The 26,701-nt window shown below is 43.3% G+C and carries 24 protein-coding genes; 16 read left to right on the forward strand and 8 right to left on the reverse strand.

Going from position 1 to position 26,701, the window contains the following annotated elements:
• Nucleotides 1–102 precede the first annotated feature (102 nt).
• A complete protein-coding gene (locus IGI94_RS01140) occupies nt 103–3,120 on the forward strand; it encodes a polysaccharide lyase 8 family protein (protein WP_438899329.1) in 3,018 nt (1,005 codons plus the stop codon).
• 325 nt (nt 3,121–3,445) lie between these two features.
• On the opposite strand, the gene IGI94_RS01145 is transcribed toward IGI94_RS01140, so the two are convergent.
• The 4 genes from IGI94_RS01145 to coaA all read right to left on the reverse strand — a co-directional run bounded on the left by IGI94_RS01145 (nt 3,446) and on the right by coaA (nt 8,200).
• Nucleotides 3,446–4,423 (reverse strand): matrixin family metalloprotease, encoded by a 978-nt coding sequence (locus tag IGI94_RS01145; protein ID WP_194187833.1) that lies wholly within the window; start codon nt 4,421–4,423, stop codon nt 3,446–3,448.
• Complete coding sequence (locus IGI94_RS01150; protein WP_016611513.1) at nt 4,420–5,295, reverse strand: glycosyltransferase; 876 nt, start codon at nt 5,293–5,295, stop codon at nt 4,420–4,422. Before IGI94_RS01150 ends, IGI94_RS01145 begins: the two co-directional genes overlap by 4 nt.
• A gap of 335 nt (nt 5,296–5,630) precedes the next feature.
• Entirely contained in the window at nt 5,631–7,196 is a 1,566-nt protein-coding gene (gene guaA / locus IGI94_RS01155; protein WP_086332897.1) for a glutamine-hydrolyzing GMP synthase, read from the reverse strand.
• Between the two features lie 80 nt (nt 7,197–7,276).
• Nucleotides 7,277–8,200 carry a type I pantothenate kinase gene (gene coaA / locus IGI94_RS01160; protein ID WP_005226828.1) on the reverse strand — a complete coding sequence of 308 codons (924 nt, stop codon included), beginning with the start codon at nt 8,198–8,200 and terminating at the stop codon, nt 7,277–7,279.
• 336 nt (nt 8,201–8,536) lie between these two features.
• On the opposite strand from coaA, the gene IGI94_RS01165 reads away from it, so the two are divergent.
• The 13 genes from IGI94_RS01165 to IGI94_RS01225 all read left to right on the forward strand — a co-directional run bounded on the left by IGI94_RS01165 (nt 8,537) and on the right by IGI94_RS01225 (nt 22,299).
• Nucleotides 8,537–9,142, forward strand: a complete 606-nt coding sequence (locus IGI94_RS01165) for a class I SAM-dependent methyltransferase (RefSeq protein ID WP_438899330.1) — start codon at nt 8,537–8,539, stop codon at nt 9,140–9,142.
• A gap of 250 nt (nt 9,143–9,392) precedes the next feature.
• The gene (locus IGI94_RS01170) at nt 9,393–10,412 is read left to right on the forward strand and encodes a LacI family DNA-binding transcriptional regulator (protein WP_005226832.1); all 1,020 of its coding nucleotides are present in this window, start codon (nt 9,393–9,395) and stop codon (nt 10,410–10,412) included.
• A 123-nt stretch (nt 10,413–10,535) separates the two neighbouring features.
• The gene (locus IGI94_RS01175; RefSeq protein ID WP_077453919.1) at nt 10,536–11,837 is read left to right on the forward strand and encodes a pyrimidine-nucleoside phosphorylase; all 1,302 of its coding nucleotides are present in this window, start codon (nt 10,536–10,538) and stop codon (nt 11,835–11,837) included.
• A 13-nt stretch (nt 11,838–11,850) separates the two neighbouring features.
• Nucleotides 11,851–12,513, forward strand: coding sequence for a deoxyribose-phosphate aldolase (deoC, locus tag IGI94_RS01180; protein WP_005226835.1), 663 nt, complete (start codon nt 11,851–11,853; stop codon nt 12,511–12,513).
• A 54-nt stretch (nt 12,514–12,567) separates the two neighbouring features.
• On the forward strand, nt 12,568–12,966 hold the full coding sequence (locus IGI94_RS01185; RefSeq protein WP_008376409.1) for a cytidine deaminase: 399 nt from the start codon (nt 12,568–12,570) through the stop codon (nt 12,964–12,966).
• A 63-nt stretch (nt 12,967–13,029) separates the two neighbouring features.
• Complete coding sequence (locus IGI94_RS01190) at nt 13,030–14,148, forward strand: BMP family lipoprotein (protein WP_128432540.1); 1,119 nt, start codon at nt 13,030–13,032, stop codon at nt 14,146–14,148.
• Nucleotides 14,149–14,285: 137 nt separating this feature from the next.
• Nucleotides 14,286–15,896 carry an ABC transporter ATP-binding protein gene (locus tag IGI94_RS01195; RefSeq protein WP_005232559.1) on the forward strand — a complete coding sequence of 537 codons (1,611 nt, stop codon included), beginning with the start codon at nt 14,286–14,288 and terminating at the stop codon, nt 15,894–15,896.
• Nucleotides 15,889–17,040: an ABC transporter permease gene (locus tag IGI94_RS01200; protein ID WP_005226844.1), complete on the forward strand. Its 1,152-nt coding sequence runs from the start codon at nt 15,889–15,891 to the stop codon at nt 17,038–17,040. The genes IGI94_RS01195 and IGI94_RS01200 overlap by 8 nt, the downstream gene beginning before the upstream one ends.
• Entirely contained in the window at nt 17,040–17,993 is a 954-nt protein-coding gene (locus tag IGI94_RS01205) for an ABC transporter permease (RefSeq protein ID WP_005232556.1), read from the forward strand. Before IGI94_RS01200 ends, IGI94_RS01205 begins: the two co-directional genes overlap by 1 nt.
• Before the next feature lie 194 nt (nt 17,994–18,187).
• On the forward strand, nt 18,188–19,354 hold the full coding sequence (gene deoB, locus IGI94_RS01210) for a phosphopentomutase (RefSeq protein ID WP_005232555.1): 1,167 nt from the start codon (nt 18,188–18,190) through the stop codon (nt 19,352–19,354).
• 10 nt (nt 19,355–19,364) lie between these two features.
• Nucleotides 19,365–20,183 carry a purine-nucleoside phosphorylase gene (locus IGI94_RS01215; RefSeq protein WP_438899331.1) on the forward strand — a complete coding sequence of 273 codons (819 nt, stop codon included), beginning with the start codon at nt 19,365–19,367 and terminating at the stop codon, nt 20,181–20,183.
• 25 nt (nt 20,184–20,208) lie between these two features.
• Nucleotides 20,209–20,913, forward strand: coding sequence for a purine-nucleoside phosphorylase (deoD, locus tag IGI94_RS01220; RefSeq protein ID WP_005226852.1), 705 nt, complete (start codon nt 20,209–20,211; stop codon nt 20,911–20,913).
• Between the two features lie 198 nt (nt 20,914–21,111).
• Entirely contained in the window at nt 21,112–22,299 is a 1,188-nt protein-coding gene (locus tag IGI94_RS01225) for an iron-containing alcohol dehydrogenase (protein WP_005232552.1), read from the forward strand.
• A 52-nt stretch (nt 22,300–22,351) separates the two neighbouring features.
• On the opposite strand, the gene IGI94_RS01230 is transcribed toward IGI94_RS01225, so the two are convergent.
• From IGI94_RS01230 to rpiA, 4 genes are all read right to left on the reverse strand, one after another.
• On the reverse strand, nt 22,352–22,999 hold the full coding sequence (locus IGI94_RS01230) for an SGNH/GDSL hydrolase family protein (RefSeq protein WP_438899332.1): 648 nt from the start codon (nt 22,997–22,999) through the stop codon (nt 22,352–22,354).
• 101 nt (nt 23,000–23,100) lie between these two features.
• On the reverse strand, nt 23,101–23,787 hold the full coding sequence (gene gpmA / locus IGI94_RS01235; RefSeq protein ID WP_005226871.1) for a 2,3-diphosphoglycerate-dependent phosphoglycerate mutase: 687 nt from the start codon (nt 23,785–23,787) through the stop codon (nt 23,101–23,103).
• Nucleotides 23,788–23,981: 194 nt separating this feature from the next.
• Nucleotides 23,982–24,563: a recombinase family protein gene (locus IGI94_RS01240; protein ID WP_005226873.1), complete on the reverse strand. Its 582-nt coding sequence runs from the start codon at nt 24,561–24,563 to the stop codon at nt 23,982–23,984.
• 151 nt (nt 24,564–24,714) lie between these two features.
• A complete protein-coding gene (gene rpiA / locus IGI94_RS01245; protein ID WP_005226875.1) occupies nt 24,715–25,389 on the reverse strand; it encodes a ribose-5-phosphate isomerase RpiA in 675 nt (224 codons plus the stop codon).
• Between the two features lie 304 nt (nt 25,390–25,693).
• Between rpiA and rpsL the strand changes: the two genes are divergently transcribed.
• Both rpsL and rpsG read left to right on the forward strand, forming a co-directional pair.
• A complete protein-coding gene (rpsL, locus tag IGI94_RS01250) occupies nt 25,694–26,107 on the forward strand; it encodes a 30S ribosomal protein S12 (RefSeq protein ID WP_003127956.1) in 414 nt (137 codons plus the stop codon).
• A 70-nt stretch (nt 26,108–26,177) separates the two neighbouring features.
• Nucleotides 26,178–26,648 (forward strand): 30S ribosomal protein S7, encoded by a 471-nt coding sequence (gene rpsG / locus IGI94_RS01255; RefSeq protein WP_003127957.1) that lies wholly within the window; start codon nt 26,178–26,180, stop codon nt 26,646–26,648.
• Nucleotides 26,649–26,701 lie beyond the last annotated feature (53 nt).

The raw sequence follows: 26,701 nt of genomic DNA on the forward strand, positions 1-26,701 counted from the left end.
GAAATCAATGGAAAAGAGTGCGGAAATGAATTTCTTCACTCTTTTCCTATTCCACGAAATGATAGCGCTATCTTTTGCGCGGGGAAATAGGAGGAGTAAAGGATGGAAAAAGGGAAAAAATATCTGTTGATCATGGGGTGTTTCTTGTTGCTGTATTCGGTAGTTGGCGCCTCTCGTCTTTCTGGAAATGCCGAGGAACAAATACCCGAATTGCCGGAAGCAGAATCGATCTATCACTCGGATTTTTCTAACCAGAAAGGGTCTTGGCAAGATTTAGTCGGGAAAGCCGAAGTAGCACAAAATGCTACTGGTTTAATGATCAGTAATACGAAGCAAGGCACCAATCTGGAATCAGTAACGCTCAACAAAGATGCTCCCAAGCGGTCTTCAGGGGATTTTGAAACTACTTTCTTATATGAAGACCAAGCGAACATTGGGGTGGTCTTTCGCGCAGATGAACAAAAGACAGATCAGTGGCAATCGTTTGCTTATAATCGTGATGGGCAGTGGCAACTTGGTCAACCAGGTGGAAAATGGCTGACAGCTATTTCTGGACCTACTTTGATTGCGGGACAAAAATATAAACTCTTGCTTCAGTATGAGGGCTCGAGTTTTCGTGCCTTTTTAAATGATCAGCTATTTTATGAGAATCAAAAGGTAAACTATCCCAATGGTACGGCAATTGATGGGGACTGGTCCGGGTATGTGGGTATCCGTTTGTTTGGCAATTTATCTAAGCTGAAGGTATTATCGATGCGCAGCGGTCCTATCGGCAGCTTGCCCGTGGAAGATCATACAGCAGAATTTATGAAGCTGCAAGAAAAATGGCAAAATCAACTGGTTTCCGATCACTATGATCCAAATAATCCGACTATGGCTGATTACGTGCAGATGGTCACCTCAGAAGCTGAGGCGTTGTATCAAACCATAAATAAAGCATCTGATCGAACGAGCCTATGGCCCCTCGAACAAGGGAATACTGCTTCAGCGGATGTAACGACTCAATTTACAAAATTACAGAAAATGGCTTTAGCCTATGGCACGAAAGGTAGTTCTTTGTATCAAGATGATGCAGTGGCGACGACGATTATTGATGGGATAGATTTCATGGTCACTCGAAAAGGGTATGATGGGAAAAAGTACCATGGAAACTGGTGGGATTGGCAAATCGGTGTCCCGCAAAAACTGATCAGTACTTTAATGATTTTAGGCGCTGAGTTACCGTCCGAGAAATTACAGCAATACACTGCCATTATCAGCAGTTATGTACCAGATCCCTTCAAGCAATTGTATACGAAGACACAAGGCAGTTTTACTGAGCTTGCTTTTATTCCAAATTTTGTGACTTCTGGTGCTAATCGTACAGATCTCGCGCTTACTGTATTAGGCTTGGGCATTTTGCAAAGGGACGCTGGGAAAATCACCCAAGCTTCAGCAAGTATCGAAGAAGTATTTCAGTTAGTCACAAAAGGCGATGGTTTTTATAAAGATGGTTCCTTTATTCAGCATAATACGATCCCTTATACTGGTTCTTATGGAAATGTACTGATCAAGGGTGTGGGACAAATTCTAGCTATCACGCAAGGATCAAGTTTTGAGATGGACGCTGATCTCGTACAAACGTTTGTTAAAAATGTTGATCAAGCATTCTTGCCGTTGATCTATCAAGGAGAAATGCTGCCGTTGGTCAATGGTCGTTCGATTTCAAGAGCTCCAGCCAAAACCAAAGCCGGCTATGGCTCATCAACAGTCTATAATTTGTTGATCGTATCCCAATTCGCACCAACCCAATACCAGCAAAAATTCCGTGAAGCTGCCAAGTATTGGCTCAAAGAAAATCCAGACTATTATTTGACGAATGCAAGAGACTTCAATGATTTACAAATGACAATGAATCTCTTGGCAGACCCATCGATTACAGGGGATGCATTACCTTTTACGGGAACAAAACTGTACGCTTCAATGGATCGCTTTGTTCAACGAACAACTGATTATATGGTGGGTTTAGGACTATATTCCAGTCGTATTTCTTCCTTTGAAGCTGGCAACAAGGAAAACAAGCGTGGGTGGCATACAGCAGACGGGATGCTCTACCTCTATAATGATGATCAAGTTCAATTCAATTCTAGTTATTGGCCGACCGTCGATCCATATCGCTTGCCAGGAACAACCGTGGATACCATACAATTAGCGGATGAAAATTCAGCTTTTACAACGGTAACGTCTCCAGAAAAGTGGGTAGGCGGTGTGGCTTATGATGGTGCAGCTGCGGTGGGAATGGCATTAAACAAAACGGGTACAAAAAATAACGGGAATGTTTTACCTATGAACGTGCGGGCAAAAAAATCGTGGTTTATCATTGATGGGCAGATTGTCGCTTTAGGTGCGGGAATCACTGGTGATACGACAGCTTCTATTGAGACGGTCGTGGATAATCGCTTACTAAACGATGCGTATACTTATCAAATCCTTTCTGATCAAGGAAGTATTGATCAAACAAATGAAACAAGTAGCAAGCAGTGGTTGTTGTTAGACTCCGATCATTCCCAGGCCAATATCGGTTACTATTTTCCAGAAGAAACGACAGTAAACGTGGTAAGTGAAACACGAACAGGCAGCTATACAGAAATCAATGAGGCCTTTCCAAGTAATGCGGTTTATACCGGAGAATATCGAAAATTCTTGATCAATCATGGCAAAAATCCCATGGAGGATCATTATGCGTATGTCATGTTGCCAGGTATCAATGAAACAGAACTGACTGCCTATGCCCAAGAAGAACCGCTGGAGATTTTAGCCAATACCTCGGAAGTTCAAGCAGTAAAACTTGATCAAACTGACTATTTAGGTATCAATTTTTGGCAGAATGATGGAGGTAGTGTCGCCGATATTACTACTAACAAACCTCTTTCATTGATTAGAACAAGTAGAGAAGGCAAAACCATCTATGCCTTTTCTGATCCAACTCAAACAACGACTACCATGACCTTAAAATTGCCAAAAGACTACCAAAAAATCGTCTCTCAAAGTGATGGAATCAGCTATGATGCTTCGACGGATCTATTTACGGTAAACTTTGCGGAGCAAGATGGTGGAAATAAAGTGATTGTAGTCGAGTAAGGTGTTTCAATGCTATCTGTCTCATCATCAGCAGCTAGGGATCAATCTCTAGCTGTTTTTTGTCAGCTAGAAAATGAAACGATGAAAGGCTAAACATAGATTTTTCTTTGACTATTAATTCCTTTAACTACTTTTCAAGGGCCGAGGTTTTGTCAAAAAAATCCTCACAGAAAATGCTGAAAACTTGCGCATTAGCATGAAACGTTTGCTAATTTTCTTCTTACTTAAAAGGCGTATGTTTGCCACTAAAGAATGTATCTAAGATTGCAAGCACACTTTTCCAAGATTGCAGTGGCAACTTTTCAAGTAAGAATTGGTAGCGAATTTATCCGAAGGCGCGGCGATTAACAATATACTCTTCTCCATCAATTTCAAAAAGATAATAGTGTTGACCATAAATAGAAACAATATCTTCAGTAACTGAAACAGTTCTATTCATAAGATTATTACTCGAAATTGTTCCTACATATGGATCTCTTGGGGACAGAGACAGTTTATACAAATTATAGTTACCTGTTATTTCAACTGTTTGATCGATGAAAGTAACGCCAGAAATTTTTCCAGCAGGAGAATCTAAAAAGATTGAGGCAATTTGATTAGAACGATGATTATTCAAATAATAGATTTTATCCCTATTATTAAGGATACTTAGTATCGCATATTTGTTGAATAATGGGACAGCAGGAAGTATCCCCTTAGAAATTGAGTCCGCCGTTTTTTGCGCTGCATCCAGCATCTCTTGATTGTTGCTAACCTGGGCATCATATAAATCAGCCATCACTGATCCATTGTCATGTTGGAGACCTAAAGTATGCCCCATTTCATGTCGGATAGTTGAAACCAGCTGTACGTAGCCGGAGGTTCCTTTTCCAGATGATGCGTCATTTAAAGCAGCTTTATTCAAAAATATTCTGTTCGTACTATTCCCCCAACCAAATCCGGAGTACCCCATATCTGCATAGGAATCGCCATCCGTTGATTGCAAAACTAAATCAACTTGGTTATCTGCTGCATTTACACTTGATTTTTCGACAATTACCGATCTCCCAATCGACTGATTCCATGATTGCGCAGCTTCATTGACAGCCTCTTGGTAGGTTTCTCCTAGTGAGTTTGAGTCGTAAATGATGGTACCGTATTCGTTAACACAAGTAGCTGTACCATACAATATTCCAGGATAGTAATAATCAACAATAGGCGTCTTCGCTATGTCGGCTGACTTTGCATCTACAGAAATTGTTCCTATAGAGTAAATTAATGCAATTAAAAATAACGAACGAATTCTTGAAAATTTTTTTTTCATTGTTTTCCACTCCTTAAACTTGTTGACTTGATTTCATACAGATAATTCCAAAAATCTTTTTCCCATCTATCTTGTATGGAAAGATGCTCCCAGGGCATCGAATTTTTTTCAAATTCAACGAAATGTCGAATCTTTATATTTTTTCTAGCTTTTTCAATTTTCAAAAATTTGAGTGGATTCACATTTTTTGCCCAATCAAATAACCAATGATCATCTTTCTGGTAATTGTATTCATAAGGCAACAACTCAACACTTCTCTCACAAAGAATGTTTAAAATGGTTTGATCTAAATACAAGTATTCATTCTTATTTATCATACGTACTATGGCTTCTGGTCGTATCTGTTCATTGAACACAACTACATTAAATAAAATAACTCCAGAATTGAAGTAATTCTTCATAGTTTTTACGCCAAAATATTTAAAGCTGTCCTCTGTATCACTTATAACTGAGAAGTAGAAGTCTCTAACTGCAGCAATTGATTTTTGATCAGGGATCAAATCAAAGAAATTGGATACGTCATCGTATACAATAGTGTCATTATCTAAATAGAGAATGTAATCATAATTGCTAAAATATGAAGGTAGAAATAATCTCCACAGAGTGACTTCAGGAAAACGCGAATTACTATAATTCTTTATTTCGTTTATTATTTTAGGTGGATACCAAATAGTAATAATTACATTTTTTTCTCCATATAATCTAGAAATACTTTTCAATTTCAGTATTTCTTCGTTCCCTAGTTCATTTACAACTACTAATATATCTAAAGGTTCATTCCCTTCATAAGTATTTACTATTGACGCAATGGATACTGCAGCTAATTGAATATGTGACCCCGTAACACAATAAACGACAGCTTTCTTCTTCATAGTTCAGGTCCACCCTTTTTAGTGTTTTTTATTTTTTAATAAAAACCTTCTATAGAAACTTAGGCAATAAAAGCATTTAAGCTTATTTTATCGTATCTGATTTCCAATATGAGCGTTAGTCCCACTATTGGGATTAACATAGTTAACGAGAATCAACAATTTCTTATCGTATTTTCCCAAAAGGGTTGTCAGATTAAGCCTAAATCAAAAATCCCGTCAGAGAAATCTGACGGGATTTTGGTGGTGAACCTAGGTAAAACAGGTCATTGTTATCCATTCCAAGTGAACTAAAAAACTGTTAAATCAATATTTCGCAACCAAGTGAGGTTGCTACTTTATTCCCACTCCACAGTAGCAGGTGGTTTACTCGTAATATCATACACGATCCGATTAACGTGTGCGACTTCGTTGACGATGCGGACGCTGATTTTTTGTAGGACTTCCCATGGGATGCGGGCAAAGTCAGCGGTCATGCCATCGATTGAAGTGACTGCACGAATGCCGACGGTATAATCGTAGGTCCGGCCATCACCCATGACACCGACGGAGCGGATGCCTGGTAAGACGGTGAAGTATTGCCAAATGTCGCGATCTAAGCCGGCATTTGCGATTTCTTCCCGCAAGATTGCGTCCGAGTCGCGGACGATCGTTAGTTTTTCTTCTGTCAATTCGCCAAGGACACGAATACCTAGACCTGGTCCAGGGAATGGTTGGCGCCATACGATGCTGTCTGGCATGCCAAGTTGAGTCCCTAATTCACGGACTTCGTCTTTGAACAAGGTGTTCAATGGTTCGATCAATTTGAATTGCATGTCTTCAGGTAACCCACCCACATTGTGGTGTGATTTGATGGTTTGAGCAGTTTCGGTTCCTGATTCGATGACGTCGGTATAAAGGGTTCCTTGGGCAAGGAAAGAAACGCCTTCATCGCCAGCTAGTTTGGTTGCTTCATCATCGAAGACATACACGAATTCATTCCCGATGATCTTGCGTTTTTCTTCAGGATCAGAAACCCCAGCAAGTTTTGATAGGAAACGTTCTTTGGCATCAACTTTGATGATGTTCAAGCCGAATTTGCCGCCTAAGCTTTCCATTACTTGCTCGGCTTCCCCTTTACGCAAGAGGCCGTGGTCAACAAAAATACAAGTCAGTTGATCGCCAATCGCTTTTTGTAAAAGAACACCAACGACAGAAGAATCGACCCCGCCGGAAAGACCAAGCAAGACTTTTTTGTCGCCCACTTGGTCGCGAATTTTTGCGATTTCCATATCAATGAAGTTGTCCATTGTCCAATCACCTGTACATTGACAAACGTCAATGGCAAAGTGACGCAATAAGTCGTTGCCGTATTCTGAATGGCGAACTTCTGCGTGGAATTGGATACCGTACATTTTGCGTTCTGCATCTTGGATAGAAGCAATCGGGCAATCTTTGCTCGTCGCCACAACGTCAAAGCCTGCAGGTGCTTGAGTGACCAAATCCCCGTGGCTCATCCACACGGTTTGGGTTGCGGGCGTGTTTTGGAAAAGGGCCGCTGCATCAGAAGTGACTTCCAATTCTGCTTTGCCGTATTCACGGTTTTTGGCTGGTTCAACTGTTCCGCCTAATTTATAAGTAATCAACTGCATGCCGTAACAGATCCCTAAAACTGGGATGCCTAAATCAAAAATTTTCTCGTCGATGCCGAAAGAGTTCTCGTCGTAGACGCTGTTTGGTCCGCCAGATAAGATGATCCCTTTTGGATTCATCGCTTTTACTTCTTCAGCGGTAATGCGGTGGCTCAATAATTCTGAGAAAACACCGAACTCACGAATACGGCGTGTAATCAGCTGGTTGTACTGACTACCGTAATCAAGTACGATAATTTTTTCGACGTTTGGCAAAGTGTCAACGTTTGTCACAATAAATTACCTCAATTCTTTTAGTTTTTATTGAAAAAAGGCTGGGCCTTTTCAACAGCATAATTATAAAAATGAAGCGGTCAATACTTACGCAAGAACACTTCATCGATCAAATGGTGCTTTGTTTTATGAAGAATTATATCGGCTCTGCTGCGTGTAGGCAAGATATACTCGTGTAAATTCTTTAAATTCACATTTTTCCATACTTCTTTTGCCATTTTAATCGCTTCCTTGCGATCCCCGATCGCATATTGGTAATAATAATTGCTGGGATCTTGAAAGGCAGTGTCTAGTAATGATTCAAATCGTTCCAAATACCATTTTTCGATCAGTGCCGGTTGGGCATCCACGAAAATTGAAAAATCAAAAAAGTCACTGATATAGATTTGTTGGTTGGCAGGCAATTGCAGGGTATTGATGCCTTCCACAATCAAGATATCTGGTTGACTGATCGTTTCATACGTATCAGGAATAATATTGTAGACTTCATGGGAGTAGACGGGGATCTGAATGTCTGGTTCTCCTGATTTGACCGCATTCAAAAAGTTGATCAAGGCTTCCATATCATAACTTTCTGGAAATCCTTTGCGATTCAAGCTGCCGCGTTCCTCCAAGACTTCGTTCGGGTACAAAAAGCCGTCAGTGGTGATCAGTTGGACGGTTCTACGGGGAAACAAACGGGCCAACAAATTTTGGACGAGTCGTGCGGTGGTGCTTTTGCCGACGGCGACACTTCCAGCGATGCCGATGATAAAAGGCGGCATTTTAACATAGCGGTGTAAAAAGAGTCCCTTGCTGAGGGTCAATGATTCAAACTCTTTCATATAAAGATGGATCAGATGGCATAAAGGCACGTAAACATCTTCCACATCTTGGACCGAGATCCGGTCGTTCAAACTTTTGATATTATCCAATTCTTCTTGAGTGAAAGGCATCATGCCGTTCGTATAAAACCCTTGCCATTGCTCACGAGGAATTTGATAAAAATTCATGGTTTCTTGCATAGTAGGCTCCTTTTTTGCGGCATCATCGGTTTCTATTAGAAGCGATAGGCCACTGTTCGAAAGTATTTTACCATAGAAACCCGCAGAACTTGGAAAAAAGACATGATTTCCTTTGCAGAAACAACAAAAAACTGTTTTTTCGTTGTTTTTTTTGCTGGGCGTTTACTTCTGGCTGTTTTTCGGTATGATTAGAAAGAAACAGCAGACAAATCTTGCACGCCTTTTTACTGGTGTTTTCACTACGTTCATTCGTTCTAATAGAAGCAACAAGGAAAAAACCAGTAGAAGCCAGTAGAAAAAACAAGCGAAAAGGGAATAGAAGAAAGGAGCATAATCATGAGTAATCATTACTATACAGAAAATCCTGATATGGCCCATGATTTTGAACAGTGGTCGTTTGAATTAAGAGGAAAGAACTTTCATTTTGTGACAGATAGCGGGGTGTTTTCCCGAGACACGGTGGACTACGGCTCGCGGGTGCTGATCGATGCGTTTGAGTGGGCGGAGCTGCCAGAAGGAAGTCTGCTAGACGTTGGGTGTGGCTATGGTCCTGTTGGCTTAGCGTTGGCTTATGCAAGTCAGCGACCTGTCGAGATGATCGATATCAATCAACGGGCAGTGGATTTGGCAAAAGGCAATGCCCAGCGTAACGGCATTGAACAGGTAGATATCCATCAATCCAATATCTATGCCCAATTAAATCAACCTGCTTATGTGGCGATCCTCAGCAATCCACCGATTCGGGCAGGAAAAGAAGTCGTCCATGAGATTTTGACAGGGGCGTTTCCGCTACTAAAAACAGGGGGGACTTTAACGATCGTGATCCAAAAGAAACAAGGGGCGCCGAGTGCTCAAAAGAAAATGCAAGAGACCTTTGGCAATGCCGAAATCATCAAAAAAGACAAAGGCTATTACATCATTCAAAGCGTAAAAGAAGCGTAGCTGCTCTTTGATTCTCAGCAGATCAAAGGCATCGCCAAGGCAAGCGCTGGTTAGCAGCAACTGGACCAGTTGGTTTCTCAAAAAGCCTATTGCCAGCAGCCTTTCGGGCAATTGCAGCGTTGGTTAATCAGCTGTCTATATCATCGGGCTATTTTTGATCAACGAAAAAGAAAGTCGCACACTTGTTGAAAGTGTGCTATTTTTTTTGAGAAAAATTTGCTACACTTTAGGCAAGAGAGGAGAGAAGCAGATGAAATTGACGATTAAACAGATTGCTGAAATGGCTGGCGTCTCTGTCACGACCGTGTCGCAGATCCTAAACAATAAAGGCAGCCGTTTTAGTGAAGAAACCCGGAAGCGGGTCTTAGATATCGTAAATAAATATCACTATAAGCCGGATTTTTTTGCTTCGAATCTTATCAACCGCCATTCAAAAACGATCGGAATGATCGTGCCTGATGTGACGGATTTCTTTTTCTCTAAAGTCATTGAAGGGGCGGAAAGTTATTTCAATCCACTAGGTTACATGCTAGTGTTATGCAATTCGCGCCACAGCCAAGAAAAAGAGGTTCAATATTTGAATGAACTGTCTCATCGTTCGGTAGATGGTATCTTATTAGCGACGCCGCATTTACTGCCGGAGGATTATTCCTTGAAGAGCGGGTTCTTTGATGACCGACCAATTATTTTAGTCGATCGCGGGATCAATCAGCGGGACAATGGTCGTTTAATCGTGAAAGAATACGAAGGTGCCTACCAAGCCGTCAGTTATTTGATCAAAAACGGTCACCGCAACATTGCGATGCTCAAAGAAATCACCGGCTACTATCAATTAGAGGAACGGTTCAATGGCTATCGCCATGCCTTAAAGGACCATCAGATCCCTTTTAAAGGCCGATATGTAGAAAATGCTGAATTAACGGTTACCGGCGGGTACGAAGCAACGAAGGAATTATTGAAGTACAAAGAGATCACAGCGTTTTTCTGCGGCAACGACGCCATGGCGATCGGCTGTTATCAAGCGATTTATGAGGCTGGCAAAAAAGTACCAGAAGACTACTCGGTGATCGGCTTTGATGCCTTGAAATTATCGGAATATATCACACCACCGCTTACCACGGTCATGCAGCCGACCTTTGAAATCGGTTTTACCGCAGCGAAGTTTTTAGTGGACGCCATTGAGTTTCCGACACGGCGAATTCCAAATAAGATTTTTGATACAAAATTAATTATTCGTGAGAGCGTGAAGACATTGACAAGCGAGAAATAATGCGGTATATTTCTTCTTGTAAGTGTTTTCATAGTTTTGCGATATTTAGTAAACTGTTTTACTAAAGTGGTTTACCCTACGAAAAATTATTGTATAATGTTAAAGGAAGCGAGGGTCATTTCGATGCGAATGGTGGATTTAATTGAAAAGAAACGTGACGGCAAGTCATTGACGAAGGAAGAAATTGACTACATTGTAACTGCGTATACTGAAGGAAGTATTCCAGATTATCAAATGAGTGCCTTGTTGATGGCTATTTTTTATGTAGATATGACAGATGAAGAGATCACGAACTTAACGCTAGCAATGGCAAATTCTGGTGAAGTGATCGACCTATCCTCAATTGAAGGAATCAAAGTCGATAAGCATTCGACTGGTGGTGTTGGTGATACGACCACGTTGATCCTAGCGCCATTAGTGGCTAGTGTTGGCGTACCGGTTGCGAAAATGTCTGGCCGCGGCTTAGGCTATACCGGAGGGACGTTAGACAAGCTTGAAGCGATCCCTGGATTTAAAATCGAGCTTTCTGAAGCCGACTTTATCCGATTAGTCAACGAAAGTAAAGTGGCCGTGATCGGTCAATCAGGAGATTTAGCTCCTGCGGACAAAAAACTGTATGCCTTACGAGATGTGACGGCAACGGTTAGTTCGATCCCATTGATTGCCAGTTCGATCATGAGTAAAAAAATCGCGGCAGGTGCCGATGCGATCGTGTTAGATGTAACCACAGGCGATGGCGCCTTTATGAAAAACTTGGAGGATGCCAAACGCTTAGCCCAAACGATGGTCCGTATCGGAAAATTGGCAAATCGCCAAACGATGGCAGTCATTTCTGATATGTCACAACCTTTAGGGGAAGCGATCGGCAACAGTTTGGAAGTGGTGGAAGCCATTGAGACACTGCAAGGAAAAGGACCGAAAGACTTGGAAGAAATGTGCTATGCACTGGGCAGCCAAATGGTCGTTTTAGCGAAAAAAGCTGATTCATTGGAAGAAGCACGCCAACTGTTGGAAGAAGCCTTGCATTCAGGCAAAGCGTTAGAAAAATTCAGACAGATGATCACAGACCAAGGCGGAGACGCTTCAGTGATCGATGACCCGAGCAAGATTTTGACAGCGAAATATGAAGTGGAAGTCCCAGCGAAAACTAGCGGCGTGGTGACGAAATTAGTTGCCAATGAGCTAGGGATCGCGGCGATGATGTTAGGGGCAGGTCGTAAGACCAAAGACGAAGACATCGACCATGCCGTGGGCATCAAATTGCATAAGAAAGTTGGCGAATCCGTAAGCAAAGGGGAATCGCTATTGACGATCTATAGCAATACCGAAGCAATCGAGGATGTCAAAGCATTGATCGACCAAAATATTGAAATTGGGGAAGATGGCGCAGAACCGCCATTGATCCATGACATTATTACAGAATAAGGAGCGAATAAAAATGGAATTGAATCGCATGATCGACCACACGATTTTGAAAGCAGACGCAACGGAGGAAGATGTTTTACGAATCATCGAAGAGGCAAAAACCTATCACTTCTATTCTGTCTGCATCAATCCAACGTGGGTTTCATTAGCAGCAGAAAAATTACAAGGCGAACCAACGGCTGTTTGTACCGTGATCGGTTTTCCTTTAGGGGCAAACACATCTGAGGTCAAAGCTTATGAAACAACAGATGCGATCAAAAACGGCGCAGATGAAGTCGATATGGTAATCAACGTAGGTGCCTTGAAATCAAAACAATACAAAAAAGTTCAAGCAGACATCGAAGCAGTCGTTGAAGCAGCCAAAGACAAAGCGCTTGTCAAAGTAATCATTGAAACAGCGTTATTAGACAACGAAGAAATCGTCAAAGCCTGTGAATTAGCCAAAGCAGCTGGTGCAGATTTCGTGAAAACCTCAACTGGCTTTTCAACTGGTGGGGCAGTCGTTGAAGATGTTCGCTTGATGCGTGAAACAGTAGGACCAGAAATGGGTGTCAAAGCTTCTGGTGGTATCCACAACGAAGCAGAAGCTGCAGCTATGGTCGAAGCGGGGGCAAATCGCTTAGGAACAAGCGCAAGTGTTGCTATCGTGACTGGCTCAACAGGTGCTGGCTACTAAGCTTAGCATTATTAAGTAAAGTAGCAAAAAATAAAAACAAGAGCGGGGAAGACAATGACAACAGCGAAAAAAGAGTGGATCGACACCGCCGTTTCCGCCTTAGATAAAGCGTATGTGCCGTACTCTAAGTTTCCGGTCGGTGCTTGTCTCGTTGCCAAAAATGGTACGATATATCAAGGGATCAACATTGAAAATGCCTCATATGGTTTAACAAATTGCGCAGAACGAACCGCTTTTTTCAAAGCCGTTTCTGAAGGCGAAAAAGAGTTTCAACATTTGGTTGTGGCGGGTCATACGCCAGAACCGATCTCTCCTTGCGGTGCTTGCCGCCAGGTCATGGTGGAATTTTGTGCGCCAGATATGCCGGTGACCTTAGTCGGCGATGATGGTGTCATCAAAGAAACCACGGTAGAAGGCCTATTGCCTTATTACTTTACGAACAAAGATTTATAAACCATGTTCATTCAGTCGATGCGGCTGTTGAAAAAAACTATATTTTTAGGGGGCTTTACAGCAATGAAAAAAGCAAAATTATTTAGTTTAGGTATTGTTGCAGTAGCTGGGTTGACTTTACTTGGTGCTTGTGGCGGAGGAAATTCAGGTTCAACTGATTCAACTGGTGGCGGTTCTGCAGACGGTACGACTGATGCAGCGCATAGTGTCGCAATCGTTACCGATATCGGCGGGGTGGATGACCGTTCATTCAACCAATCCGCATGGGAAGGCTTAGAAGCATGGGGGGAAGAACACGGGATCGCTCGCGGTGCTGGTGGTTATGACTACGTGCAATCAAATGAAGCATCAGAATACACAACAAACGTAAATGGTGCCGTTCAAAATGGTTTCAAAACGATTTTCGGTGTGGGTTACTTATTGAAAGATTCAATCGCAGCAGCAGCTGACCAAAACCCTGATACACAATTCGGGATCATCGATGATGTGATCGAAGGCAAAGACAACGTTGTTTCAGCAACATTTAAAGATAACGAAGCAGCTTACTTAGCTGGTTTTGCCGCAGCGTATACAACCAAAACAAACAAAGTCGGCTTCATCGGTGGTGAAGAAGGCGTCGTTATCGACCGTTTCGAAGCTGGTTTCATGAAGGGCGTTCAAGACGCAGCTGAAAAATTAGGCAAAGAAATCACGGTTGATCCTCAATATGCAGCATCATTTGGTGATCCTGCTAAAGGGAAAGCATTGGCAGCTTCAATGTACCAAAGTGGCGTTGACGTAATCTTCCACGCATCTGGTGGTACTGGTGCAGGTGTCTTCCAAGAAGCAAAAGCAATCAATGAACAATTGAACGAAGCAGACCTAGAAGACAAAAAAGTTTGGGTCATCGGTGTAGATAGCGATCAACAAGACGAAGGAAAATACACAACTGCTGACGGCAAAGAAGATAACTTCACACTGGCTTCAACATTGAAAGGTGTTGGCGCAGCGGTACAAGATATCTCAACTCGTGCGTTAGAAGATAACTTCCCTGGCGGCGAACACATTGTTTACGGCTTGAAAGATGGCGGTGTAGACATTACTGAAGGGTTCCTTTCAGATGATGCCAAAGCAGCGATCGAAACAGCGAAACAAGACGTGATCGACGGCAAAGTAGAAGTACCAGAAACACCTGAAAAATAAAGTGGTTCTTTTCGGTTATCTTGCCCTAGCCTAGGGCAAGATGATCGTTGTTGGATTACTATGTTGATGAAAGCTACGGGTTTTCATGAGGATAGTAATCATCCTAAGCAATAGCAATTATTTTTTTGACATGACGAATGGTTTGTATAAGCGAATTAGAAAGTAAGGATGTGAGTAATTTGGCTGAGGAAAAATATGTTGTAGAAATGCGTCATATCACCAAAGAGTTTGGAACGTTCAAAGCCAATGACGATGTCAACTTGCAAGTAAGGCCAGGAGAAATCCACGCATTGCTTGGTGAAAATGGAGCGGGCAAGTCGACCTTGATGAATATGTTGTCAGGATTATTGGAACCAACATCTGGTGAAATCTGGATGAATGGTGAAAAAGTGAATATCACGAGTCCGACCGCAGCAAACAAATTGGGGATCGGTATGGTGCATCAGCATTTCATGCTGGTAGACGCCTTTACTGTAACAGAAAATATCATTTTGGGAAGCGAACCCCATCATCTCGGTGTGTTAGATCGCAAGAAAGCCCGCAAAGAAATCAAAAAAGTTTCTGAACAATATGGTTTATCGGTTGATCCAGATGCCTATGTGCGTGACATCTCTGTCGGGATGGAACAACGGGTAGAGATCTTGAAAACTCTTTACCGCGGCGCAGATGTACTGATTTTTGATGAACCAACGGCAGTTTTGACACCGCAAGAAATCGAAGAGCTGATCGAGATCATGCGCGGATTGGTGCGTGAAGGGAAATCGATCATCTTGATCACCCACAAACTGGATGAGATCAAAGCGGTGGCAGACCGCTGTACAGTTATCCGTCGGGGGCAAGGGATCGGCACTGTCAATGTCAAAGACGTCAGCTCCCAACAGTTGGCCGATATGATGGTTGGTCGTTCTGTGTCCTTCAAGACACCGAAGAAAGAGGCGTCACCAAAAGAAGTCGTGCTTTCTGTTGAAAACTTAGTCGTAAAAGAAAACCGCGGCTTAGAAGCAGTCAAAAACTTAAGCTTAGAAGTACGTGCAGGTGAAGTATTGGGGATTGCTGGTATCGATGGCAATGGGCAATCAGAGCTGTTACAAGCCATCACTGGTTTACGGAAAGTCGAAAGTGGCAAGGTCTTGCTGAATGGCGATGACATCACCAACTTCAAGCCTCGGAAAGTCACCGAAGCCGGCGTTGGTCATGTGCCAGAAGACCGCCATAAATACGGGCTTGTCTTGGATATGATGTTATCAGAAAACATCGCCTTACAAACCTACTACAAAAAACCTTTGAGTAATGCAGGTGTCTTGGACTATGGAGAGATCAACGAGTTTGCTCGTGACTTGATTCAAGAATTTGACGTACGAACAGTCAATGAGATCGTACCGGCACGGGCATTGTCCGGCGGGAATCAACAAAAAGCGATTATCGCACGAGAAATCAGCCGCGATCCTGATCTATTGATCGTTGCCAATCCGACCCGTGGGTTGGATGTCGGAGCAATCGAATTTATCCACAAACGCTTGATTGAACAACGGGATAAGTTCAAAGCGGTATTGTTAGTCAGCTTTGAATTAGATGAAATTTTGAATGTATCAGACCGCATTGCTGTTATTCATGCTGGTGAGATCGTTGGGGTCGTTGATCCGAAAGAAACATCAGAGAAAGAGCTTGGCTTGTTGATGGCAGGGTACTCCTTGGAGGAAGCAAGACGAGAGCTGCAAATGGAGGAAGTAGGTGGTTCGGTTGAATAACCGCAAAGAAAAGATCCGCAATATATTAGTGCCGATCATCGCTGTCTTGTTGGGATTCGTCCTTGGCGGAATCATCATGGCGGCCTTCGGCTACAGCCCGATCACAGGGTATACACAAATGTTCCGGACCGTTTTTATCAACGGACAAACAGGTGGGTTAAATGCCCGCAACATTGGTGAGATTTTTGTTACAGCAGGACCATTGATCTTTACCGCTCTTGGATTTGCCGTTGCAAACTCAGCGGGATTCTTCAATATCGGTCTTTCTGGTCAAGCGCTAGCAGGTTGGGTTGCCAGTATCTGGGTCGCACTAGCGATGCCGGATGCGCCTCGGTTGGTGGTCTTGCCATTAGCCGTGATCGTAGGGGCTTTATGCGGGGCGATCGCAGCTGCGATTCCTGGGTTCCTACGGGCATTCTTTGGTACGAGTGAAGTCATCGTGACGATCATGATGAACTATATCTTGCTTTATACGGGGAACCATTTAGTCAATAATGTGATGAGCGAATCCATGATCACGACAAAAGGGGTCACGAAAATGGTGGGGGAAAATGCCTCCATGCAGACCCCGTTTCTAGCAAGCATCACGAGCAACTCTCGCTTGAACTTGGGGATCTTCTTAGCCTTGATCTTCTTAGTTTTGGTTTGGTTCTTGATGAAAAAAACCACTCTTGGTTATGAGATCCGCGCGGTGGGCTTGAACCCAAGCGCTTCTGAATATGCTGGGATGAGTAGCAAACGGACGATCATTATCTCCATGATCATCTCTGGAACACTTGCCGGATTAGGTGGAGTCGTTCAAGGACTAGGAACGTTTGAAAACTTCTTCGTTCAAGGGTCATCATTAAGCATCGGGTTTGACGGTATGGCTGTATCCTTGTTAGGAAGCGGCTCATCGATCGGAATCTTGCTTTCAGCCCTCTTGTTCAGTATTTTGAAATTAGGTGGACAAGGCATGCAGTTTGCAGGTATTCCATCTGAATTAGTTGATGTTAATATCGCAATTATTATTTTCTTCGTAGCGATCAGTTTTGTGATTCGTTTCTTGTTGGCAAAAATCTTTGACGGCAAAAAAGAAGCGCTGGTCGTACAGGAGATTGAAGCCCAACCAAACGATCAAGATCAGGAAGGAGGAACCATCTAATGGATATTAGTTTAATTTCTTCGATCGTCACTCAAACATTGATTTATGCGTCTCCTCTGATTTTGACGGCGCTAGGTGGCGTGTTCTCAGAGCGAAGCGGGATCGTTAACGTGGGTCTTGAAGGAATCATGGTTATGGGTGCTTTTAGCTCGATTGTTTTCAATATTGAATTTGCGTCACAATTTGGTGCGTGGACACCGTGGTTAGGGATGCTCGTCGGCGGACTTGTCGGTGTGGTTTTCTCCTTGCTGCATGCGGTGGCAACCATCAACTTCCGTGCAGACCACATCATCAGTGGTACGGTGATGAACTTGATGGCACCAGCTTTGGCCGTGTTCTTAGTTAAAGCGATCTACAACAAAGGGCAAACCGATAACATCCAACGGACATTGGGGTATTTCAATTTCCCGATTCTTAAAGATATTCCTATCATTGGCCCGATTTTCTTTAATCAAACGTTCTTACCGGCGTACTTCGCCATTTTGATCTCAGTGATCGCGTGGTTCGTGATTTTCAAAACACGCTTTGGGTTGCGTCTTCGTTCTGTCGGTGAGCATCCTCAAGCAGCTGATACCTTAGGGATCAATGTTTACGTGATGCGTTACTCAGGCGTCTTGATCTCTGGATTCCTTGGTGGGATGGGCGGTGCCTTGTTTGCTCAATCGATCGCGGGTCGCTTTGCTGTGACAACGATCGCCGGTCAAGGGTTTATCTCGATGGCTGCGATGATCTTTGGTAAATGGAATCCACTTGGTGCGATGGGAGCAGCGATTTTCTTCGGTTTCGCGCAAAACATCAGTATCGTAGGTGGCCAGCTGCCAATCATCTCTTCCATTCCAGCGGTTTACTTACAAGCTGCGCCTTATGCCTTGACGATCATCGTGCTCGTTCTTTTCCTTGGAAAAGCTGCTGGTCCGAAAGCTAACGGGAAGAACTACATTAAATCTAAATAATTTTTTCAGTATGAAAGGGTGGGGCTATGGGACATGAATGTGTTGCTGTGTCCTGCCCTTTTTCTATCCTCTGGGTGAAAGGAAAGCGTCAAGAAATTTCCAAAGCAACCCAGCGCAATTTTTGCTTAAGTTTAGTATGATAGAGGTAGTAGATCCGCTTGTAAAAGCATAAAATAAAGAAAGTAGGGAATAGAATGTTTAAACGTGTACACTTGATCGTGATGGATTCAGTCGGAATTGGTGAAGCACCTGATGCGGCAGCTTTTGGTGATGTCGGTTCAGATACATTAGGCCATATTGCAAAAGAAGCAGGCTTAACGATCCCTCACTTGGAACAATTAGGCCTAGGTACGATTCGTCCTTTAGAAGGCGTAAAGGCGGTAGCTGACCATGATGGGTATGCAACCAAATTGGAAGAAGTTTCTGTTGGGAAAGATACGATGACGGGTCACTGGGAGATCATGGGCTTGAATATCCAAAAGCCTTTCCGCGTATTTCCAGATGGGTTTCCCGATGAATTATTGCAACAGATCGAAGCGTTCTCTGGACGCAAAATCGTCTGCAATGCGCCGTATTCTGGGACAGCAGTCATTGATGACTTTGGCGAACATCAAATGAAGACCGGGGATCTGATCGTTTACACTTCGGCTGACCCAGTGTTGCAGATCGCCGCTCATGAGGAAATCATTCCATTAGAAGAATTGTATCGTATTTGTCAGTACGTTCGGGATATCACGAAAGATGAGCCGTATATGATCGGCCGCATCATCGCGCGTCCTTATGTCGGTGAGCCTGGAAACTTTACTCGTACGAGCAATCGTCATGACTACGCACTCGATCCATTTGGCCATACAGTGTTAGATTCATTGAAAGAAGCTGGAAAAGACGTGATCGCCGTTGGGAAAATCAATGATATCTTCAACGGGCAAGGAATCACCGATTCTGTACGGACGAAGAGCAATATGGACGGTGTGGATCAATTACTGAAAGTGATGAAACAAGACTTTACGGGTCTAAGCTTTACGAACTTGGTTGACTTCGATGCGCTTTATGGTCACCGTCGCGATGTCGTAGGGTATGCCCACGCCATTGAAGATTTTGATTTGCGTATTCCAGAACTCTTAGAAGCAATGGGAGACGAGGATCTGCTGTTGATCACAGCTGACCACGGCAATGACCCAACCTTTACGGGAACGGATCACACGAGAGAATATGTGCCATTACTAGCGTACAGCAAGAAATTCCAAGGCCAAGGAAAATTGCCACAAGGCTACTATGCGGATATTTCCGCAACGATCGCTGAAAACTTTGGTGTTTCAGCTACAGAAAACGGAACTAGCTTTTTAAAACATTTAAACTAGAGGTGATGAAATGACAACGTTACATGAGAAATTACAAGAAACAACGGCATTTATCAAAGGAAGCGGCGTCGGTGAAGTGGAATTTGGCTTGATTTTAGGTTCTGGCTTAGGGGAATTAGCCGATGAGATCGAAAACCCAATCGTGTTGCCTTATAACGATATCCCGCATTTTCCTGTTTCGACAGTGGTCGGTCATGCTGGACAATTGGTCTATGGAATATTAGCTGGGAAAAAAGTCTTAGCGATGCAAGGACGATTCCATTATTATGAAGGCCATTCGATGCAGACGGTCACTTACCCCGTCCGTGTGATGGCGGCATTGAAAGCTCATTCCTTAGTCGTGACCAATGCCTGTGGCGGTGTGAACGAAAGCTTCCAGCCTGGAGACTTGATGTTGATCACCGATCAAATCAACTTTATGGGGGACAACCCACTGATTGATGAAAACGAAGAAGAAATGGGTCCACGTTTCCCAGATATGAGCCAAGCTTACCATTTGCCTTATCGGGAAGCGGCACAAAAAGTTGGCGCATCAAAAGGATTGCACTTAAAAGAAGGCGTCTATATGGGCTTCTCAGGTCCTACGTATGAAACGCCAGCAGAGATCCGCTTTGCTCGGACGATCGGTGCCGATGCTGTCGGTATGTCGACTGTCCCAGAAGTGATCGTTGCTGTTCACAGTGGCTTGAAAGTCTTAGGTGTTTCTTGCATCACAAACTTGGCTGCTGGTATGCAAGCGAGCTTGAATCACGAAGAAGTCGTGGAAACGACGGAACGGGTCAAGGCAGAATTTAAAGCGTTGATCAAAGAAACGTTAGCAGTACTATAAAAAGCAGACCAAAGGAGAAAAACGAATGAGCGTTCATATCGAAGCAAAAGCAGGCGAGATCGCAGACAAAATCTTGTTACCAGGTGATCCACTGCGGGCAAAATATATTGCTGAAACATTTTTAGAAGACCCGATCTGTTACAACAATGTTCGGGGAATGTTGGGCTATACAGGCGTTTATAAGGGCGAGCGGGTCTCTGTCCAAGGAACCGGCATGGGCATGCCTTCAGCGAGCATCTATGCCCATGAATTGATCAACTCTTACGGCGTGAAGAAATTGATTCGGGTCGGTACGTGTGGTGCCATCTCAAAAGATGTCCATGTGCGTGATCTTGTGATTGCCCAAGCGGCAGCAACAAGTTCCTCGATGGTGGCAAAAAACTTCCAAAGTTTCCATTTCCCACCAATCGCTGACTTTGCACTGCTGCGTAAAGCCTATGATACAGCGATTGAATCAGGATTTACGACCCACGTCGGCAACATCTTATCTGAAGATACCTTCTACAAAGATGACATGACGGAAACGTTACAGTTGGCAGACCTTGGAGTGATGGGTGTTGAGATGGAAGCCGCAGCCTTATACTATTTAGGGGCGAAATTCCACGTTCAAACCTTAGCGATCTGTACCGTCAGCGACCACATCATCACTGGAGAAGAAACAACGCCAGAAGAAAGACAAACGACATTTAACGACATGATCAAAGTTGGCTTAGAAACAGCGATCGCGTAAAAAAGATACCGCAGGATCGGTGCATGAACGATGCGAAGGCTGCTTGCTTTTGATAGAGCAAGCAGCCAAATCGTATTGGTTTGCATGCAACCGAGAATGTGTTATCTTTTTTTGTTGGCAAAAAGCCACGAAGAAGCGTTGCACTTTTGCCAGAAAATGGTTTAATGAAAAGAAAAGGTGTAAAAAGGAGACGAGACAATGAATAATTTTACGTTTCATGTAACGACGGACATTCGTTTTGGGAAAGACCGTCTGAACGAATTGCCAGAAGTACTGAATACATTTGGAAAAAACGTCTTGCTAGTCTATGGTGGCGGCAGTATCAAGAAAAACGGCTTGTACGATGCAGTCATGGCGCAATTGACTGCCAACGGCAATCAAGTCACTGAATTGACTGGTGTCGATCCAAATCCACGAATCGAAACCGTTCGTCAAGGAGCCGCTCTTTGTCGTTCAGAAAAGATCGACGTCATTTTAGCTGTTGGCGGCGGTTCTGTAATTGATTGCAGCAAAGTGATTGCTGGGGCGGCTTGCAGTGAGCAAGAGCCTTGGGACTTAGTACTTTCCAGAAGCTATCAAGGACCAGCAATTCCATTAGTAACGATCTTGACCCTTGCGGCTACCGGCAGTGAAATGAATCGCGGCGCAGTGATCTCTAATCTAGAAACGAAACAAAAACTTGGCGTTCACGGACCCGAATTTTTACCGAAAGTATCCTTTTTAGATCCAACAACGACCTTTAGTGTCAGTCGTTATCAAACGGCTGCCGGTTCAGCGGATATCATGAGCCATCTGATTGAAAATTATTTCAGTAAAACAGAAGGAACAGATGTCCAAGACGGTGTAGCAGAAGGATTGCTAAAAGCAGTCATTAAAAATCTGCCCATCGCATTAAAGGATCCCTCGGACTATGACGCACGGGCGAATTTGATGTGGGCGAGCACCTTAGCCTTAAATGGTTTGACTGGAAGCGGCAAGGGTGGTGCATGGTCTTGTCATGCGATGGAGCATGAGTTGAGTGCGTTTTATGACATTACCCATGGCATCGGCTTAGCGATCCTGACCCCACGCTGGATGCTTCATGTATTGAATGAAGAAACGGCGCCGAAATTTGCGCGTTTTGCCAGAGAAGTCTTTGGTGTCCAAGAAGCAGTGCCAGAATTAGCTGCCCGAATGGGGATTCAAAAACTGTATGACTTTTTTGCTTCTTGCGATATTCCGATGACTTTGCCAGAAGTGGGAATCGCCGATGACACTCATTTTGCTGAAATGGCGGCTCAAGCAGTTCAATTCAGCTCTATTGCAACAAATGCGTATGTACCGCTACAAGAAGAAGACGTGATCGCAATCTACCAAGATTCCTTGACTCCTTCAACCTATCTTTAATCATTAAAAAGACCGTTCCTGCGACTTGGTTGTCGCGGAGCGGTCTGTTTATTTACCCTTCAGAAGAAAAAGCCAAACGGGCCATTAGCTGATTCGCAATCAAGGCGTGTCCTGCAGGAGTAGGGTGCACACCGTCATCGCCTGTCAGTGCCTGTGGGGAGCTAGCGACGGATGCTTCGGCAAACAAGCCATCCAGCGGCAGCAGTTGACAATGAAAGGCGGCAGCTAAGCGACGAACGATTTGGATTTTCGGATCAAGATCGATCCGCCAGGTTTGGCGATCTTCAGGATATGGCAATACAAAAGGTTCCAGCAAGAAAATACGCGTGATCCCCTGTTGGGTCACTTGTTCCAGAATTTGACGGTAGGTTGCCTCAAAGGACGTTGCCGCAGCTTCTGAACCAAAATCGGGACCACCGGCATTGTGCCACGTGTCGTTGATCCCAATCATAAAGACCAAGACGTCAGGCGCTAATTGGAGGCAATCTTCTTGGAGACGGGCTAAGACATCGGCAGCTTTATTGCCGCCGATCCCGCGGTTATAAAAGGTAAAGTCCGCAGTGGGGAATTTCTCTGCCAGCTGATCGGCAACGAGACGGGCAAACCCATGTCCTAAATCGTGGGGGTCTTGGCGATCACGATCGCAATCTGTGATGCTGTCACCTAAAAATAAAACGGTATCATTTTTGACTAGTTTCATAATAAGCTCCTTTCGAGTATGCCCTCAATTATAAAAGAGGGGGGAGAAAATGCCAATAAAAAAACAGCCCTTTGGTTAAAAAGGGCAGCGATAAGCGAGGCTTATAAGTAGTATTTTTTCGCAACAGTCAAATCATCGTTCAATTCATAAACAAGTGGTTGACCAGTTGGGATCTCAAGATCCATGATATCTTCGTCAGAAATACCTTCGATATGTTTTGCTAATGCACGTAGAGAGTTTCCGTGAGCCGCAACTAAGACAGTTTTGTCGTCTTTTAATGCTGGGGCGATTTCATCTTGCCAGAAAGGCAATGCACGTTCTAAAGTAACTTTTAAGTTTTCTCCACCAGGTACGTCGCGAGGGTCAAGCATTGCATAACGACGGTCGTTTGCAGCAGAACCTTCATCTGAAGCTTCCATCAATGGAGGTAAAACATCGTAAGAACGACGCCAGATGTGTACTTGTTCGTCACCGTATTTTTCAGCAGTTTCTTTTTTATTTAAACCTTGTAATTTACCGTAATGACGTTCGTTTAAGCGCCATGATTTGATCGTTGGTACCCAAAGTTGATCAGAATATTCTAAAATGTAATTACAAGTTTTGATGGCACGAGTTAAAACAGATGTGTAAGCAACGTCAAATTCGATGCCTGCTTCTTTGATTTTACGTCCGCCTTCGATTGCTTCTTCGACACCTTCTGGCGCTAGATCAACATCAGCCCAACCGGTAAACTGGTTTAATTTGTTCCATTCGCTTAGTCCATGACGAGAAAATACTAATTTTGGCATGTAAAACTCTCCTTTAGATATTCGATATTTTTCTGAAATTTTCAATTCCGTATTTATTGTACACTCTTTCTCAAAGAATTTCCATGGTTTTGGAGGAAAAGCTGGGGGAAAACGCCATTCTTAAGGAAAAACAAAAGGGGATCATTAAAAAGAGGACCGCTTTTGTTTCATGCTGTTCTAGGGGGAGTCGACAACTATGAACGTAACTTGTTCCATTCTTCTTCGGATAATTTTATGTATTTATAGCATGTACCTACAGAAACACCGCATTTTTCAGAAATATATTGAATCGTTTCTTTTTTTTCGTAGTACAATTGACGGATTTTTTTGATCGTTTTTGGATCGATCTTTGGACGACCGCCAATTTTGCCTTTTTTGCGGGCTTTATTTAAGCCGACCAGCGTGCGCTCTTTGATGAGTGAGCGTTCCATGATCGCAAGTCCTTCCATCAAATTGAAGTAAACCTGTCCCATCGGACCGCGGGTATCGATTTGTTCTGCCAGTGAAACCAGATGAAGCTCTCGCTGTTTTAATAGATCCGTGAGATCGGTCAGCTGTCTGGTCGTCTTCCCTAAACGATGCAGTTCCGTAACGACTAAGGTGTCACCGGGCTGCATTTGTGCCACCACTGACTCCAATGAATGATTTTCTTCACTTTCTTCCACGCTAAATGTCTCATGGAAAAATTCATGACACCCAAATTCTTCGAGCTTGTTTAATTGTTCACTTGTTGAGTTATCGGTGATCGTTGAACGAGCATAGCCTATGATTTTCATAAACCCTCCTACCTTTCCCTTTTTATTGAATGTATCATAATTATTTCTTAAATGATAGGGTAATTTGCACAAAAAATAATAAAAATTAAGTCGATTGAAGAAAAATAACGAAAAAAAGAGAAGCATTTTTGCTTCTCCTTTTTTGTTTCCTTTATCTAACGTGCTTGGTACTCGGTCCTTCAGGCAATCCGACAATGATCGTATGAACCATATCCAAAAACAGACCGTGTTCAACCACGCCCACTGTAGCATCTAATTCCTGTGCCAACTCAGTAGGAGCGGTGATCGTTTCTAGATGAAGATCGATGATGTAATTGCTGCAATCGGTTTTTAAAGGTTCGCCTTCTTCATTCAGACGCAGTTTTGGATGGTAGTTTTTCTTCTCGAACAGACGCAACAGCTGTTGGCTGCCATAAGGGATCACTTCCACTGGCAACGGGAAGGCACCAAGTGTTTCGACCATTTTCGATTCATCAACGATCCACAAAACTTTTTTGGAGTTAGACGCCACGATTTTTTCGAATAAAAGGGCTGCACCGCCGCCTTTGATGCCATGATAATCCTTGCTGATCTCATCTGCACCGTCGATCGTTAGATCCACAGCGTCCACTTCATCGATGGTGCGAATCGGGATACCTAATCCTTCTGCTTGTTTTTTCGATGCCCAAGAAGTTGGGACACCCGTGATCGATAGACCTTCTTCTTTTACACGTCTACCCAGTTCTTCAATCATGTAGTAGGCTGTTGAGCCAGTGCCCAAGCCAACGACCATGCCATCTTTTACATAACTAGCCGCTTCAATGCCGACCATTTCTTTTAGGTTCATTTTCTTCCCGCCTTTTTTAAATAAATGCTTTGTCTCTATTATATAGGAAGAAGCGCAAAATTTGCGGATTTTTTCGTAACAGATTTCTTTTGAAAAAAGCTTGGGAGGATACTTGACAGGTAAGAATAAGCATGATATTCTATCAAAGGTGCTTTATCTACAGGTCTCTCGTTGGAGACGTGCTGACTGTCTATCAAAGCATAGTTGATATGAATGCAGAGAATGCATTATTTTTTATCGCAAAAAAAGAACCACCTGGATGTGTGGGACTATAAAGCGAATCAAGGAAGGAGGACAACTAGGGATGCCTACAATTAATCAATTAGTACGTAAACCTCGTAAATCCAAGGTTGAAAAATCAAATTCACCAGCATTGAACAAAGGATATAACAGTTTCAAGAAAGCTCAAACGAATGTTAACTCACCTCAAAAGCGTGGGGTAGCTACTCGTGTGGGAACTATGACACCGAAAAAACCGAACTCAGCTCTACGTAAATATGCGCGTGTTCGTTTGTCAAACTTGATTGAAGTGACAGCTTATATTCCAGGTATCGGACACAACTTACAAGAACACAGCGTGGTCTTGTTACGTGGTGGACGTGTAAAAGACTTACCAGGGGTACGTTACCATATCGTTCGTGGTGCATTGGATACTGCCGGTGTTAACGATCGTAAACAATCTCGTTCTAAATATGGTACAAAACGTCCTAAAGCTTAATCTTTAAGACAAACAGATCAAATGAATCTTATTTAAATCAGAACTGATATCTCGGAAGGAGGAGTTACGGATGCCTCGTAAAGGTCCTGTTGCAAAACGTGATGTTTTACCAGATCCTATTTATAACTCAAAATTAGTAACTCGTTTGATCAACCGTGTAATGGTTGATGGTAAACGCGGTGTTGCTGCAAATATTATCTACAATGCTTTTGGCATTATCAAAGAATCTACAGGAAATGATCCATTGGAAGTTTTCGAACAAGCAATGAAAAACATTATGCCTGTATTGGAAGTTAAAGCTCGCCGTGTCGGTGGTTCTAACTACCAAGTACCAGTAGAAGTACGTCCTGAACGTCGTACAACTCTAGGTCTTCGTTGGGTGGTAAACTACGCTCGTTTGCGTGGCGAACACACAATGGAAGAACGTCTTGCAAAAGAAATCATGGATGCAGCAAACAACACTGGTGCTTCTGTGAAAAAACGCGAAGACACACACAAAATGGCGGAAGCCAACCGCGCATTTGCTCACTATCGTTGGTAAGATCCTCACTGCTTTTTATTGGAAGGTACTGAGACAACCTTAGCTTAAGTTAA

This window comes from Enterococcus sp. AZ149 (assembly GCF_051714285.1).
In the GTDB taxonomy this organism is placed as follows: Bacteria; Bacillota; Bacilli; order Lactobacillales; family Enterococcaceae; genus Enterococcus_D; species Enterococcus_D entomosocium.

What these genes read in the sequence shown, in the direction of transcription:
- IGI94_RS01140 (WP_438899329.1), top strand. Translation starts at nt 103, where the DNA reads ATGGAAAAAGGGAAAAAATATCTGTTGATCATGGGGTGTTTCTTGTTG.
- IGI94_RS01145 (WP_194187833.1), bottom strand. Translation starts at nt 4,423, where the DNA reads ATGAAAAAAAAATTTTCAAGAATTCGTTCGTTATTTTTAATTGCATTA.
- IGI94_RS01150 (WP_016611513.1), bottom strand. Translation starts at nt 5,295, where the DNA reads ATGAAGAAGAAAGCTGTCGTTTATTGTGTTACGGGGTCACATATTCAA.
- coaA (WP_005226828.1), bottom strand. Translation starts at nt 8,200, where the DNA reads ATGCAAGAAACCATGAATTTTTATCAAATTCCTCGTGAGCAATGGCAA.
- IGI94_RS01165 (WP_438899330.1), top strand. Translation starts at nt 8,537, where the DNA reads ATGAGTAATCATTACTATACAGAAAATCCTGATATGGCCCATGATTTT.
- IGI94_RS01170 (WP_005226832.1), top strand. Translation starts at nt 9,393, where the DNA reads ATGAAATTGACGATTAAACAGATTGCTGAAATGGCTGGCGTCTCTGTC.
- IGI94_RS01175 (WP_077453919.1), top strand. Translation starts at nt 10,536, where the DNA reads ATGCGAATGGTGGATTTAATTGAAAAGAAACGTGACGGCAAGTCATTG.
- deoC (WP_005226835.1), top strand. Translation starts at nt 11,851, where the DNA reads ATGGAATTGAATCGCATGATCGACCACACGATTTTGAAAGCAGACGCA.
- IGI94_RS01185 (WP_008376409.1), top strand. Translation starts at nt 12,568, where the DNA reads ATGACAACAGCGAAAAAAGAGTGGATCGACACCGCCGTTTCCGCCTTA.
- IGI94_RS01190 (WP_128432540.1), top strand. Translation starts at nt 13,030, where the DNA reads ATGAAAAAAGCAAAATTATTTAGTTTAGGTATTGTTGCAGTAGCTGGG.
- IGI94_RS01195 (WP_005232559.1), top strand. Translation starts at nt 14,286, where the DNA reads ATGGTTTGTATAAGCGAATTAGAAAGTAAGGATGTGAGTAATTTGGCT.
- IGI94_RS01205 (WP_005232556.1), top strand. Translation starts at nt 17,040, where the DNA reads ATGGATATTAGTTTAATTTCTTCGATCGTCACTCAAACATTGATTTAT.
- deoB (WP_005232555.1), top strand. Translation starts at nt 18,188, where the DNA reads ATGTTTAAACGTGTACACTTGATCGTGATGGATTCAGTCGGAATTGGT.
- IGI94_RS01215 (WP_438899331.1), top strand. Translation starts at nt 19,365, where the DNA reads ATGACAACGTTACATGAGAAATTACAAGAAACAACGGCATTTATCAAA.
- deoD (WP_005226852.1), top strand. Translation starts at nt 20,209, where the DNA reads ATGAGCGTTCATATCGAAGCAAAAGCAGGCGAGATCGCAGACAAAATC.
- IGI94_RS01225 (WP_005232552.1), top strand. Translation starts at nt 21,112, where the DNA reads ATGAATAATTTTACGTTTCATGTAACGACGGACATTCGTTTTGGGAAA.
- IGI94_RS01230 (WP_438899332.1), bottom strand. Translation starts at nt 22,999, where the DNA reads ATGAAACTAGTCAAAAATGATACCGTTTTATTTTTAGGTGACAGCATC.
- gpmA (WP_005226871.1), bottom strand. Translation starts at nt 23,787, where the DNA reads ATGCCAAAATTAGTATTTTCTCGTCATGGACTAAGCGAATGGAACAAA.
- IGI94_RS01240 (WP_005226873.1), bottom strand. Translation starts at nt 24,563, where the DNA reads ATGAAAATCATAGGCTATGCTCGTTCAACGATCACCGATAACTCAACA.
- rpiA (WP_005226875.1), bottom strand. Translation starts at nt 25,389, where the DNA reads ATGAACCTAAAAGAAATGGTCGGCATTGAAGCGGCTAGTTATGTAAAA.
- rpsL (WP_003127956.1), top strand. Translation starts at nt 25,694, where the DNA reads ATGCCTACAATTAATCAATTAGTACGTAAACCTCGTAAATCCAAGGTT.
- rpsG (WP_003127957.1), top strand. Translation starts at nt 26,178, where the DNA reads ATGCCTCGTAAAGGTCCTGTTGCAAAACGTGATGTTTTACCAGATCCT.